Genomic DNA, 13,668 nt, shown 5'->3' with positions numbered 1-13,668 from the left:
TGCCCGTAGACCGACCCGCTTGTTTTTGCCTTGTTGAAAAGTTCTTTTGATTGACTAAATGTGATTGGCAAAAACAAAGGGACACGCCCAAATTTTAGTTATTCAAAGAGCGATAAATCAATAATTGATTGTTGGTCACGATACTTTCTCCTTCCGAAAGTCCTTCTGAAACATAAGTTGTCTCCGAGTTTTGTTTCAAAATCTTAAGTTCTTTGACCTTGATATCGGTCTGCGATTTGTAAACCACGGCAAAATATCTGTTGTCATCAAAAATCACGGCTTTGGAAGGGATTGCTAAGGCTGTTGTATTTTCGGATTTGGAAACTTTTATCGTCGCTTTGCTATCTGGAATCAGCAATCCCTGCGAATTGTCCAATACTACTCTAGCCTGCATCGCATTGGTATCCGGGTCTATGATTTTGAAAATTTTATCAATTTTTCCGTAAAAAACCTTGTCTGGATATGATAATGTGGAAACCTGAGCTTTCATCCCCAACGTAATTTTATCGATATCCGCTTCGTTAACGTTCATAATGGCCCAAACATTTTTGGTATTCGCAACATCAAAAATATTCTCACTTCTGTCGCTTCTCAGTTCCATACCTTTGTTGATGTCCTTGTGAACGATATAACCATTAATCGGGGAAATAACACTGTAGATGTTCCCTTTTTTAACATTATAAACCGTACTGACGTCATTGGAACGTCGTAAGGCATCTTTTGCTTTTTTCACTTCGCTTTCGGCTTCTAGAACGTCTTTTTCAGTGTTTAGTTTTCCTGCGTACAGTTCTTTTGCAACACGAAGATTGTTCTCTGCGACTATCAAATCGGTTTTGGAATCGCTGACATCTTTCTGAACTTCTGCCAACTCCGTACTTCTAATCGTTGCCAGGACCTGACCTTTGGTCACATAATCTCCCAATTCCACATTCACGCTGAGAACGTTACCGCCAACCAACGGAAAAATGTCGATATATTTATTTTTATCTGCGGAGATTTTACCGTAAAAGCTGAGCTCGTCCTCGATAAATTTCTTTTCAACCTTTGCAAAAGTTGTGCTTTTCAGCATAGTATTGCTCAGTTCAAAACCTTTTGTTTCTTCCTGTTTTACTTCTTCTTGTTTGGAACAAGACAGCAAAAGTGCTGAAATGATAATGGGTGTAATAATTTTTCGCATTAATAAAAGATTTTGGTTTGTACTAATTGATTCAGCTGTTCTGCGGAAATCATAATCTGTTTTTTCATCTCATAAACCTGCAAAACGGTTTGTCTGTAACTCTCCATAAAGTCAGTGAATTCTATTAGACTGACATTACCGCTTCGGAAGTTTTTAAGAATACCGTTATAAACCGTTTCTAGATTTTCTAAATCGATTGGTTTTAATTCAAAGTATTGGTCGTATTGGTTTTTCCAGGTTTGATAAGCCGATTCTACCTGAGTTTCTAGGTTCAGTTTTTGATATTCTGAGTTTTTTTCGTTTTGCAGAATCGCATATTTTGCTTTCTCAACATTACCTTTGTTCGATTTCCAAAGCGGAATAGGAATTCCAATTTTCAGATTAACTTCATTATTAAAATTTCCGGAACCTTGGTCATATTCTGCTCCTAGATTGAGGTCTGGAACGTTGAGTGATTTCTGCCATTGTGCATACAGCTTGCTGTTATCAATCAATTTTAAATTGTAGAGATAATCTGCATTGTTTTGTAACGCTTTTTCTTGAAGAATTTCCAAATCTCCGAAAGGTTGAGAAATTAGAATTTCGTTTTCTTCAGGTTTTGAGATTTTAGCAGTTGTTTTTTCCTGATTCCCCGTCAAAACTTTCATCGTTTGTTGATAACCAAGAATATTATTATTGATTTCAGTCTTATCATTATTCAACTGAATCACAATACTTTGAAGTCTTACAAAATCTTTTAAAGAAATATTACCTTTGTCTGTCTGAACTTTGTAAGCCGACAAAAGCTCGTTCATATATTTCAACTGAGCATCAATACTGATTTGCTTTTTTTGCTCATAAATCAAGTTGTAAAAAGTGCTTCTCAACTGCGACCGAAGATCAACCAATAATTGATTGAACTGCAGTTGCGAAAGCTCCTTGTTTGACTTTGCAAATTGGATTTCGTTCTTCTTTTTTCCGCCCAAATAAATCAGTTGCGTGATTTCTACACCTTTGGCTTTTCCCACATCAAAAACTTTTTTGTTTTGAGGATTCACGGCATTCACATAACCTTCTATCTGAGGAAGTTCCCAAATCTTTGCCTGAATAATATCGGCATCCGCCATATTGATATTGTATTGCGCGGCAAGAAGCTGGAGGTTGTTTTTTTGAAATGCTAATTCGCAATCCTGAAGAGACATCTGTTGCTGCGCAGAAAGACCAACAAATGCCGAAACGGATAACACCAATGTTGTTATTTTGTTCATTCTTATCTCGTTTTGGTTTTGCAAAAATGGCTTTCTGAGATTAAAACGGCCTTAAATATGGCTTAAAAAAAACTTAATTGTGGTTTGGAAGAAAAGAAAATAGACGGATAGATGATAGACTTTTATGCATAGTTTGTAATTCCGCAGGAATCTAAACGACGCTGAGATTCGTGTGGAATGACAAATATTATTTACTAAAAATCAAAAAATTACTTGTTGAAAACCACGGTAAAAAGATTCTCACTGTCCGAAAGTGAAGAATAAGTGATGTCTGCTTTATGATATTCTAAAATACGTTTTACGATGCGCAAACCAAGACCAGAACCTGCTTTGTTCTCAGAATTACTTCCTCTCATAAAGGCTTCGAAAAGTTTGTCTCTTTCTTCAATCGGAATAGTTGAACCGATGGAAAATACTTTGACGATAATCCTAAAATCGGTTTCCTTAATCGAAATATCAACTTCCTGATTATCTGAATATAAAGCTGCGTTTTTGAACAAATTAATAAATGTAATCTCTAATAAAGATTTTACACCTTTCACTGTTAAAATAGAGTCTTCTATACTTTCTTCATCAATCTGAAAATCCATTTTGAAGTCGGGAAAATTACGATGGACCGTTTCGAAAGCATCGAAAACAACTTCATCAATCCTTACTTCTTCATAGACACTCGCGATGCCTTCTTTATCGAATTTGGAAAGTAAAAGTAAGGATTTGGTAAGGTCTGACAATTGATAAACATCCTGCAACATCTGCTGCAAAGTAGTTTTAGTTTTATCCGAGTGATTTTCTAATTGAATCAAATTCTCTAACTGAAAAGCCATCCTTGTCAAAGGGGTTCGCATCTCGTGAGCCGCACTGGAATTGAAATCTTTTTGAGATTGGAAAACATCGTTTAATCTGCTTGTCATTAGGTTAAATAATTTTGCCAAAACACCAATTTCATCTTGAGAGTTTTTTACTACAACAGGAGTTGTTAATTTATGTACGCTGATATCGGAAATATCAGACTTTAGAATTTCCAAAGGTTCAAGGAATCTGGAAACCAGATAATAGCTGAAAAACCAAATCAACAGAATACTTACGACGTAAGAAAAAATCAGCATATATTTCAAGAAATCCAATTTGGATTGTCCTGTAACATCTTGAGCACTAGTTAAAATATAATAATTTTCGCCTTTTATTGTTCTTAAAGCTGCAAAAATCTCGGCAACAGAATTCTCCTGATATATCGTTTTTTCTTTGTCCAGCCGTTCTAATAATCTTTGATCCCAAGTAATTTTTTTATCTTTCAAAGTACTATAAACCAAACTTTTGTCTTTTCCAAAAATCATAATATTCTCATTCAGAAGAACATTATCAGAATTCTCATCAAAGAAAATAGGCGCTTCCTTTTCAAAATCGCCAGACTTTTCAATAAAATTGACTGTGAAAACCAACCGCTTTTGAAACCTTTCCCGGAATTCGTCTTTTCTAAAATCATTGAAAGAAACGTACACAATAAACATCATAATCCCAAAAATTAAGGAAAATGCGATGCTTAAACTGATTGCTATTCTACGTTTCAAAGACATAAATTAATTATGAATGATGAATGATAAGTGATAAATGATGAATGATTGTTGTTTGATGTTACAATCCCCTAATTCTAAAACTTTCCAACTCTTAAAGTGGACTTAGATAATATCCGAAACCGGGTCTTGTGTGGATGAGTTTAGTTTTGAAGTTTTTATCGATTTTTTTTCTTAGAAAGTTGATATAAACTTCGATAGCGTTGTTGGTGGATTGGAATTGATTTTTCCAAACTTCGTCCGAGATATACTGTTTAGAAAGTGTTCTTCCGTTGGCTCTTGCTAATAAAACCAACAGCTGAAATTCCTTCACTGTTAAACTAATTTCTTCACCAGAACGGAAAACCTTGCTGTCTTCTGGGTAAATAATCAAATCTTCCACAACAATTTTTTCTTTTTCTTCAGTTTTTGGTGTCAGCCTTCTCATTTGAGAATTGATTCTGAGCAACAATTCTTCCAACAAAAATGGTTTCACCAGATAATCATCTGCCGCTCTCAAGAAAGCTTCTTTCTTTTCCTCGATTCCGTCATAGGCAGAAATAATGATAATCGGTGTTTCCGAATTGGTTTCTCGAATGGTTTTACAAATATCCAATCCATTGATTTTCGGAACATTGATGTCCAACAAAAAAATATCATACGGTTTGGTTGAAAATATATCAAGAAACTTTTCTCCGTCTTCCGCTTTATCGGTTTTGATGGATTTGGATTCCAGGAAAAGTGCAATTTCTGAAGACAAGACCGCATCGTCTTCTAAAAGTAAAGCCTGCATTTTGTGATGATTTAATTTACAAATATGGGAATTTTTATGTTTTCTGATCAATTAAATAAAAAAAGCACTCTTTAAGAATGCTTTGATGTATCAATAAGTCTTCGTCATATCACTCGAAATCACAAGATTAAATTCCGTCGGGATGAAATCTTTTTCTGGTAAAGACAATTCCGGTTTTTCGGATTCAAACACAGAAATGACTGCGATTTTCAGGTTTGGGTTTTTCTTTTTCAAATACCAATAGATTCCGCCGTATTGCTTGCTGTGATAATCGCCGTTGTAATGGATAAAAGTCTTTCCTGACTGCAGATTTTGGAAAATCGATTCTGCCATTGTTGCGTCTTTTATAGCTTGGGCTGAGATGAAATTCATGAGTTTCATTTCGTCAACGTGGTCGCCCATCAGAGATTTCATTTCTTTGTAGCCTGGCGTTTCCAAAGTCACTTCTATTGGTAATTTGGCAATGAACTTCTTTTCAACTTCTGGTAATTCATTCAAACTGTTGATTCCGTTTTTGGAAGTTTGAGAAGCGTATTTTCTTGGAACATTCGTCGCTATGAAATTTAGCTTTTTGTCTTTCGCAAAATCAACCAAAGGCCTGTAATCGGTTTCGTAATTTTTCCAAAGCCTTACAGAATCTTTTAGATTTTTAGCATCAATTTTTCCAGCTAAGTAAGAATTCAATGATTGTTGATTATCTCTTTCAAACATTTCTGCGCCTAAAATAATCTGTCCGTTTTTCTTCTCAAAAAGAGCTTCCGTCAATCTTTTCTCCAACCAATGATTAATAGAATTATCGTGATGTTCGCCAATAAAAATAACATCATAATCCGCCAATTCTTTAATTAAATTTTTGGAAGAAACTTCTTTTGATTTCTTGTTATAGAATTTAAAAGCATCAAAATTTTGTGCATTTAAATTACTTAAACTTATTATAGTAATAAATAGTAATAACTTTTTCATTAACAATAAAATAAATAAGTCGTTCTAAAGCAAATTAAAACGATAAAACGACCTAAGATTAATAATAATTATTTCTTATTTATAAACCGGCAACCAAATCTTTCCACTCCTGAAGTTCAGGATTTCCCGGCTTTCTTTTTCCAAAGAATTGAACGATAAATTCGGCGTCTTTGTTAAATACTTCTACTGACGTAACTTCGCCATCTTCCGTTGGTTTTTTCGTAATCCAAGTTTCTCCAATCTTAGTTGTATCAAGGTGTAAGTTGAAATCCGGATCCATTACATTGAACCACTGCTGATGCCAAAGCGTCTTGTTAACTTCTCCTGTATGAATTTGGATAATCCCTCTGTTTCCCACAAAAACCATTATTGGAATGTGTTTTTCAAAAGCATCTTCCGATACATTCACAACCTTAGAATTATCGATTTTTTGAGCAAATCCTTCTGGAGCTAATCTCAAAGCCTGCGTTCTGCTAACTCCGAATTTCTTAGTCATCATAAAGAAATCGTGCGTGTCTTTCAAATCTAATAGATTTTGTGAAGTGCCAATCCATCTTTTCCGAAGAATTGGAAGCTTTTTCTGTCGCCTTCAACCACGGAAAAACCAAATTTCCAAGAGTTGATAAAGATTCTCAAATCGATGTCCTCTCCTACGAAAACCTGTCCGTGAGGATTACTGAAATCTGGATTCAAATATACACCTTTTCTTTCGTGAACACATTCGTCATTTCTTGTCAAAGCCATCACTTTCCCAAGCTTTTCAATCTCTTGAAGAAGTGCTGAAAAGTCTGAATTCAAAACTGTGGTTCCATTTCCAACGTTGGTTAACAAAAGTTCGGCTTCGCTCACACCCAATTGTTCTGCTGCATTTCTTATTCTAAGATGTGGATTTTCTGCTTTCAGAGCGTCCCATTTTGTTTTTAAATCAGGACAGACAGAAACAAAAAAGCTTGTTATAAAATAAGCCATATTTTCCAATTTTTATTCTATAAGGACCACCTTCGGGTGGTTTTTTGTTTGTTGTGATTTGCTTAAATAATGAGTAAATTTGTAGAAATAATTCAACAACAGTGAATACAATCATCAATAAAAAAGTAAAATTTCAGGAACTGGGAACCAAAGATTATCAGCCAACCTGGGATTATCAGGAAGAATTACTGAAAAAAAATCTAGACACCAAGATTTACAATAGAGAAAATCCAGATAATCAGAAACCTACAGAAAACTTTCTTCTTTTTGTAGAACATCCGCACGTTTATACTTTAGGGAAAAGCGGACACGAGGAAAATCTTCTGGCCAATGAAGCCAAGCTAAAAGAAATCAATGCGACTTATGTGAAGGTGAACCGAGGCGGAGACATTACTTATCACGGTTTCGGGCAAATAGTTGGCTATCCTATTTTGGATCTGGAAAATTTCTACACAGACATCCATCGCTATATGCGTGATTTGGAAGAAGTCATTATCCGAACTATTGCAGAATATGGTTTGAAAGGCGAACGCTCTAATGGTGAAACAGGCGTTTGGCTGGATGTCGGAAAACCATACGCAAGAAAAATCTGCGCAATGGGCGTAAAAGCGTCACGCTGGGTTACAATTCACGGATTTGCGCTCAATGTCAATACGGATATGCGTTATTTCGAATACATTATTCCTTGCGGAATTACCGATAAGCAGGTGACTTCCTTGAAAAGAGAATTAGAGCAAGAAGTTGATTATGAGGAAGTAAAACAAAAAATCAAAAAACACTTTGTAGATGTTTTTGGTTGCGAATTGATTTAAATAATTATAGATTTTAGATTGTAAAATTTAAATTGAAATCATCTAAAATCTATAATTCATAATTTATCACATCTACATCGTCATCCCGATATCTATTCCTTTGATTTTTCTATATAAATCCGTAGCAAAATTATCGGTCATTCCGGACACAAAATCAATAACGCCTAGCACTTTCTGATAATCTGTTCCATCTTCATAGAAAAACTGCTTCGGAAGTAGTTTCAACGCCTTTTTGTCATACGATTTTCTTTCATCAGCTGATTTTAAAATCGATGGAATAAAATGATCCAGTAATTCGTACATCACGTTGTAGCCGGCATTTTCAATTTCCACAACAGCTTTGTGATTGTATATTTTTTCTATTGAAAAACTTTCGATATCCTGAAGCGTTTTATTTTCAGATTTGTAAATATCCAAAAGTCCTTTTTCTAAATTACCTTGTAAAATTTTGTCGAAATTATTTTTATAAAGCTCAATGGACTTATTAATCAATGCATTGATAACCTTTGCTCGGAGATAAGAAATCTGTTCATTTTCATTGCTGATGGAATCCAGCTTCTGGTCTACTCTTTTGATGTCATCTGTTTCCGATTTTACGAGTTCAAAAAAGAGGTTCTTGCAATCTGCCGTAGAAACAATTCCCAATCTGTGCGCATCTTCCATATCAATGATATTGTAACAAATATCATCCGCTGCTTCTACGAGCCAAACAAATGGATGTCTTTTGAAGATATAAGGATCTTCATTTTCCTGAATCATTGACGTGCTCTTAGCAATTTCCAGAAAAATATCCTTTTCATTTTGAAAGAAGCCAAACTTTTTACGATGGATCACGCCTTTCTTTTTAGCAATCGCCTCACAAGGGTATTTTGCAATACTTGCCAAAGTCGCCAAAGTTAACTGAATTCCACCAGCATCTTTGCCTTGTTGTTGTTGCGCCAAAACTCTGACTGCGTTGGCATTTCCTTCGAAATTCACCAAATCTGCCCATTCTTTTTCGTTGAATTTAGATTTAAGCGAAGTTTCATTTCTGTCAAAATAGCTGGCAATAGCATCTTCACCAGAATGTCCGAATGCAGGATTTCCAACGTCGTGACAAAGGCAGCCTGCTGCAATTACATTGCTTAGATTGTGCAGATAAAAATTTTTGGATTCCTCATTCAGATCATTTTTGAATTGACCATAAATAAACTCGCCAATCACACTACCCAGACTTCTACCCACAGAAGAAACTTCCAGAGAATGCGTGAGCCTGTTATGCACAAAAACACTTCCCGGAAGCGGGAAAACCTGCGTTTTGTTTTGCAATCTTCGGAATGCGGAAGAAAAAATAATGCGGTCAAAATCCCTCTGAAAATCCGTTCTGGAAACTTTTGTGTTGGGATTATTCCCTGTGCGCTGACTTGTAAAAATTGAATTCAGATCCATAATAGCTCCAAAAATAAGGGATATTTATTTTTTAGCGGAATAATATTTGATTTTTCCCTAAAAAATTAAAAATGCCAGAAGGTCCAACTATTGTTTTGATGAAAGAAAAACTCAGCAAATTCGTTGGACAGAAAGTAATATCTGTGGAAGGGACTGTAAAAATTGATTATAAGCTTATTACTAATAAAAAATTGAATGAAATAAGACTCTTTGGTAAGCAAGCTTATCTTATTTTTGATAAAGTCAGTGTGAGAATCCATCTTTTGATGTTTGGTTCGTACGAAATCCATGAGCAGACCAAACCATACAGGAATCTACGCATTGGACTCACATTCAAAAATGGAAAAGCTTTATTCTTTTCTTGTTCTGTAAAAATATTGCCCAATGAAATTCTCAAAACCATAGATTGGGAAGCCGATGTGATGAGTGATATCTGGAATCCCAGAAAAGCTAAAGCCAAGCTGAAAGAAAATCCTGAAATGATGGTTTGTGATGCTTTGATGGATCAGAATATTTTCTCGGGCGTTGGCAATATCATCAAAAATGAAACACTGTTCCGCATTGGCGTGCAGCCCGAAAGCAGACTCGGAACAATGCCAAAAGATAAGATCAATGATCTTCTATCTGAAGCTCGAAACTACAGTTTTGATTTTCTGAAATGGAAACGGGAAAATACTCTAAAAAAACATTGGAAAGCTCATCAAAAGAAAAATTGCCCATTGTGTGGTAAACCTCTTGCCCGAAAAATAACCGGAAAATACAAATGGAGAAGTTTCTACTGCGAGACAGACCAAAATTTTTTTTAACAATAGACGATGCTGGTGAAAAATGATTTACAAAATGATTTTATTATCAATCTGAGTTTGATTTGGTAATTATTTTAACTATTATTGATAAAATTTTAGTTATGAAAAATAAATACTTATTAATGCTGTCATTAGTTTCTTCTTTTGCAATGGCACAAAAATCCATTTCATTCGAAAGTAACGAAGGCTACACAACGGGTAACATCCACGGTCAAAACAACTGGGAAGTAACGCTTAACAGTGATGAACTTCCTATCAACGGCCAGACCATTACAAGTGAAAGTGCAAGTGCAGGCAGCAACGCATTAAAAATTGCGGTAGATCTTAACGAAGATTTTGGATGGTTTCCGATCTATGGCGCCGCAAAAATTCTGGATCAGGGATTTAATTATAAAAACACAACCATAGAATTCGATGCTTATATATCCGAACTGGATGGTTCTACTTTTGAATTTGGAACTTATGGTGCGGATAATGATGAGTTTGTCCCGATCTCTACATTCTCATTCAATTACACTGGTAATCTGGAAGTTGTAAGTAGCATAGACTATGATTATGAAGCTACTGAATTTACTTGGCAGGCTGATAAATGGTATAAATTAAAAGCTGAAATCTCTGAAAATCAGATTAAATATTATATCGACGGAACGTTGGTTTATACAGGAACTAATTTTTCAAAAACGAATGTATTGGGCATTATATTCCTTCACGATAATTTTAGCGGATTTGCTTACATCGACAATATTAAGATTAATGATGAGGTAATGGCTGTAAATGATGTCAAAAAATCTAACATCAAGCTTTATCCAAATCCTGTAAAAGATGTACTGAAAATTGATATTCCGAATAATGAAACCATTACTAATATCTGTATTTACAATGTTGCAGGTCAGAAAGTAAAAACATTCTCAGCAACAAAAGAAATGAATGTTGAAAGTTTACCGAAAGGGAATTATATAATTGACGTCAATACTGATAAAGATAAAAAATACACCTCGAAATTCATCAAACAATAAATTGAAATCCTGCTTAAACTGCAGGATTTTTTGTTTAATTTTATTAATAATACAATTGATTTATCAATCCAATAGGTTTGGTTAATTAAGCTATTTTAGGTTGATTCATTTAACTTTGATCGGTACATATTAATCCAACTGATAAATTATGAATATGAAGAATCTGCTGTTTCTTGTCTTTTTAAGTTGGATAACAACGTTGAATGCTCAAATCACAAAAAATTTCACCATCGATGGTGTAGTTAGAAAAGCTATCATTTATGAACCAGCGACTAAAACCGATAAAACGCCTGTTATTTTTGTTTTCCACGGTCAAGGCGGCAATGCTAATTTTGTGAGCAGAAGAATTGACATCCAAAACTATTACAAAGATGCATTGGTTATTTTCATGCAGGGATTGCCGGGAAGAAAAGTACCCGGAATAGATCCAAACGGGACAATGAACGGATGGCAGATTTTTACGGATGACCTTGGAGGTAGAGACATTAAATTTTTTGATGATGTACTTGCCGATATTCACAAAGCTTACAAGATTGACGACAGCAGGATTTATCTTATCGGGCATTCTAACGGTGCCAGATTTGTGAATGTTCTATGGAAGAAACGAGGCGAAAAAATTACTGCTATATGTTCTGCTTCTGCCCAAGGAGGCGAAATGATTTCCGGTGCAGTTCCTATTTCAGTTTGGATGTACATTGGAAAAAATGACAAGATTGTGTCACCTCAGAATCAAGAATTATCGATTCCTATTGTGAAATCAAATCTCGGGATTTCATTGGCAGGAAAAACAGATGGTGATAAAACAATTTTCAACGGTAAAAACAATACTGAACTTGTAATTCAAAGTAGTGATGCCAGTCACGAATTTCCAAAACAATCATTACAAGATATTGCAGATTTTTTTCGAAAACATATCAAAAATTAACTTTAAATAAATATAATAAACTTTTAATATTTAATGAGTTAAATGTAACTATAAAAAAGTTGATCTATTAAACAAAAAAGACTACCATTTCTGGCAGTCTCTTCAATAGAAAAAATTAAAATTTATTTTGCTTTAAAATACACTCTTCTATTTGCTTTATTTTTCCATTCCGGACATTTCGAAGCTGGATCACATTCAGGGTATTTCAGGTCAAACTTACCATTACCCATAGTTTCTAATTTGGAAGAATTAGCACCGTTCGAAATTAAATATTGTTTAACGTTGTTAGCTCTTTTCTGAGACAAAGCCTTGTTATAACTTGCACTACCTCTTGAGTCTGTAGCGCCTACAACGACATATGATCCATTTGTAGAATTAATATAGCTAACTGCACTGTTCAGAATAGGCGTATTACTTGGTAAGATTCTATCAGAGTTAAGATCGAATTCTATCCCATTCATAAGTGTTTCATCTGCTGAAGCCACGCCCCCGTTATTTGAATTACCCATAGGACAACCGTTATTTTCCACAGGACCAGGAACAGTTACACATTTGTCGTTAAGATCAATAACACCGTCCATGTCTACATCCAAAGCAACACCGGCACCATCTACTCTTGCACCAGCAGGCGTATCCAGTTGTTTGTCCCAATCATCGCAAACACCGTCATTATCTGCATCGCCATTTTTACAAACTTTAAAATTATCAACTTTATCTTCAAGCTCGTCTATCTTGCTGTAGATATTTCTTAAAGGATCTACCCACATTACGTGATCAGCATTTTTTCCAAGTTTAACAGTAAGCCCCAAGGTGGTATTGAAGAAATTATCAGAAGTATGAGAGCTGATTCTGTTCACAGCGCTATACTGATCTCCTCCACCATCGAAAGAATCATCACCTGTATAAACGTACATAAATCTTCCTTCAATATCTACTCTATTGCTGATTTTGTATTTTAATCCAGCACCAGCCTGTCCAAACAACGAATTCATTTTGAAAGCCTTTCTCTCTGTCATAAGTCTTTGTCCGAATTCATCTTTTTGGTAAGCACGATATGCCAAAACACCAGCACCTGCATAACCATGGAGTGCCCATCTGAAGTCAGATTTTCTATCCACTCTTCTTAATAAATTTGATAAATTAATATCCCCTAAAAGAGAAATAGCATCATACTGTGTTCTTCCTGCTACTTGAAGGTTAGCTGCCGCATTTGCTGGTGCAGCATCTTTAGTATTAAAGTATCCTTGTCTTGTCTCACCACGGTCATATTGAAGTTTTAAACCAAAAGTATGAGATAAAGCCTTATCAATACTGAAATAGGAAGAATATCCTACAAGCGTATTACCACTTTGGATGGATCTCAAATCTGCGTTCTGCATCAATGGAATACCGCCACCAAAAGAGATAGACCAGCTGTTGTACCTTGGGTTTGAATCTACAGATGTGGTTTCAGATTGTGCAGAAGTAGTCTGCGTCATTTCTTGAGAGAACATCACTGCCGGGCACAATAGAGCCATCGACAAAACTGTTAATCTTGATTTCATAAATAATAAATTTTTATTGTTTTAAATGTTAAATGTATAATTGAAATTATACCAACTCGCTCACATAATACTGTACTCAAGCGGATTTTTCTTCTTTATTCAATTATCATACCATCAATAATAAATGCTTATTATTTTGATTAATTAAAACCTTATAATTAACTTAATTTAATAGTTGAAAAGAATTTTAAAACATTATAAATCAATCCATTGAGATCGAAAATAAAAAAGTTAAATAAATGTTTAAAAATTAAATATCAATGGTATTAAATTAGGCTGATCATTCATAATTATAATAACAACTTATCAAAAAATTAGGTTTGCATGCCAAAATTCCAATCTTTTTAATCCAAATGAAATTCGGCAGACTAATACTGATTTCCATTTTAAAATTATAAATAATGCTAATTCTTGCTCGGTAAAATTTTAATAAGGAAA

11 protein-coding genes and 1 pseudogene are annotated in these 13,668 nt (G+C 34.7%); 4 read left to right on the top strand and 8 right to left on the bottom strand.

Annotated elements, in window-relative coordinates:
• Window positions 1-94: 94 nt before the first annotated feature.
• From EGH73_RS01745 to EGH73_RS01720, 6 genes and pseudogenes are all read right to left on the bottom strand, one after another.
• Window positions 95-1,177, bottom strand: a complete 1,083-nt coding sequence (locus EGH73_RS01745) for an efflux RND transporter periplasmic adaptor subunit (protein ID WP_123280394.1) — start codon at window positions 1,175-1,177, stop codon at window positions 95-97.
• On the bottom strand, window positions 1,177-2,424 hold the full coding sequence (locus EGH73_RS01740) for a TolC family protein (protein ID WP_184808055.1): 1,248 nt from the start codon (window positions 2,422-2,424) through the stop codon (window positions 1,177-1,179). Before EGH73_RS01740 ends, EGH73_RS01745 begins: the two co-directional genes overlap by 1 nt.
• Before the next feature lie 209 nt (window positions 2,425-2,633).
• Entirely contained in the window at window positions 2,634-3,998 is a 1,365-nt protein-coding gene (locus EGH73_RS01735; protein ID WP_123280393.1) for an ATP-binding protein, read from the bottom strand.
• 91 nt (window positions 3,999-4,089) lie between these two features.
• Complete coding sequence (locus tag EGH73_RS01730) at window positions 4,090-4,767, bottom strand: response regulator transcription factor (protein WP_089769070.1); 678 nt, start codon at window positions 4,765-4,767, stop codon at window positions 4,090-4,092.
• Between the two features lie 90 nt (window positions 4,768-4,857).
• A complete protein-coding gene (locus tag EGH73_RS01725) occupies window positions 4,858-5,730 on the bottom strand; it encodes a ChaN family lipoprotein (RefSeq protein ID WP_123280392.1) in 873 nt (290 codons plus the stop codon).
• A gap of 79 nt (window positions 5,731-5,809) precedes the next feature.
• Window positions 5,810-6,699: pseudogene (locus EGH73_RS01720) on the bottom strand (hemin-degrading factor).
• Between the two features lie 101 nt (window positions 6,700-6,800).
• Here EGH73_RS01720 and lipB point away from each other — a divergent pair.
• Window positions 6,801-7,511, top strand: a complete 711-nt coding sequence (lipB, locus tag EGH73_RS01715; protein WP_089769066.1) for a lipoyl(octanoyl) transferase LipB — start codon at window positions 6,801-6,803, stop codon at window positions 7,509-7,511.
• 72 nt (window positions 7,512-7,583) lie between these two features.
• On the opposite strand, the gene dgt is transcribed toward lipB, so the two are convergent.
• Window positions 7,584-8,939: a dGTP triphosphohydrolase gene (dgt, locus tag EGH73_RS01710; protein WP_123280391.1), complete on the bottom strand. Its 1,356-nt coding sequence runs from the start codon at window positions 8,937-8,939 to the stop codon at window positions 7,584-7,586.
• Between the two features lie 71 nt (window positions 8,940-9,010).
• On the opposite strand from dgt, the gene EGH73_RS01705 reads away from it, so the two are divergent.
• The 3 genes from EGH73_RS01705 (at window position 9,011) to EGH73_RS01695 (ending at window position 11,686) form a co-directional block, all read left to right on the top strand.
• Window positions 9,011-9,745 carry a DNA-formamidopyrimidine glycosylase family protein gene (locus EGH73_RS01705; RefSeq protein WP_123280390.1) on the top strand — a complete coding sequence of 245 codons (735 nt, stop codon included), beginning with the start codon at window positions 9,011-9,013 and terminating at the stop codon, window positions 9,743-9,745.
• A 101-nt stretch (window positions 9,746-9,846) separates the two neighbouring features.
• Complete coding sequence (locus tag EGH73_RS01700) at window positions 9,847-10,761, top strand: T9SS type A sorting domain-containing protein (protein ID WP_123280389.1); 915 nt, start codon at window positions 9,847-9,849, stop codon at window positions 10,759-10,761.
• A gap of 154 nt (window positions 10,762-10,915) precedes the next feature.
• Window positions 10,916-11,686 carry a hypothetical protein gene (locus tag EGH73_RS01695; protein ID WP_148041670.1) on the top strand — a complete coding sequence of 257 codons (771 nt, stop codon included), beginning with the start codon at window positions 10,916-10,918 and terminating at the stop codon, window positions 11,684-11,686.
• 122 nt (window positions 11,687-11,808) lie between these two features.
• Here EGH73_RS01695 and EGH73_RS01690 read toward each other — a convergent pair whose 3' ends face one another.
• Window positions 11,809-13,230, bottom strand: a complete 1,422-nt coding sequence (locus EGH73_RS01690; RefSeq protein WP_123280387.1) for an OmpA family protein — start codon at window positions 13,228-13,230, stop codon at window positions 11,809-11,811.
• Window positions 13,231-13,668: the final 438 nt, after the last annotated feature.

Origin of the sequence: Epilithonimonas hominis, from assembly GCF_003730015.1 — a bacterium.
Classification (GTDB): domain Bacteria; phylum Bacteroidota; class Bacteroidia; order Flavobacteriales; family Weeksellaceae; genus Epilithonimonas; species Epilithonimonas hominis.
Note: the sequence above shows the minus strand (reverse complement) of the source record. Positions and strands in the feature narration are given on the sequence as shown.

Excerpts from the sequence above, each read along its gene's own strand:
- EGH73_RS01745 (WP_123280394.1), bottom strand. The coding sequence starts at position 1,177 with ATGCGAAAAATTATTACACCCATTATCATTTCAGCACTTTTGCTGTCT.
- EGH73_RS01740 (WP_184808055.1), bottom strand. The coding sequence starts at position 2,424 with ATGAACAAAATAACAACATTGGTGTTATCCGTTTCGGCATTTGTTGGT.
- EGH73_RS01735 (WP_123280393.1), bottom strand. The coding sequence starts at position 3,998 with ATGTCTTTGAAACGTAGAATAGCAATCAGTTTAAGCATCGCATTTTCC.
- EGH73_RS01730 (WP_089769070.1), bottom strand. The coding sequence starts at position 4,767 with ATGCAGGCTTTACTTTTAGAAGACGATGCGGTCTTGTCTTCAGAAATT.
- EGH73_RS01725 (WP_123280392.1), bottom strand. The coding sequence starts at position 5,730 with ATGAAAAAGTTATTACTATTTATTACTATAATAAGTTTAAGTAATTTA.
- dgt (WP_123280391.1), bottom strand. The coding sequence starts at position 8,939 with ATGGATCTGAATTCAATTTTTACAAGTCAGCGCACAGGGAATAATCCC.
- EGH73_RS01705 (WP_123280390.1), top strand. The coding sequence starts at position 9,011 with ATGCCAGAAGGTCCAACTATTGTTTTGATGAAAGAAAAACTCAGCAAA.
- EGH73_RS01700 (WP_123280389.1), top strand. The coding sequence starts at position 9,847 with ATGAAAAATAAATACTTATTAATGCTGTCATTAGTTTCTTCTTTTGCA.
- EGH73_RS01695 (WP_148041670.1), top strand. The coding sequence starts at position 10,916 with ATGAAGAATCTGCTGTTTCTTGTCTTTTTAAGTTGGATAACAACGTTG.
- EGH73_RS01690 (WP_123280387.1), bottom strand. The coding sequence starts at position 13,230 with ATGAAATCAAGATTAACAGTTTTGTCGATGGCTCTATTGTGCCCGGCA.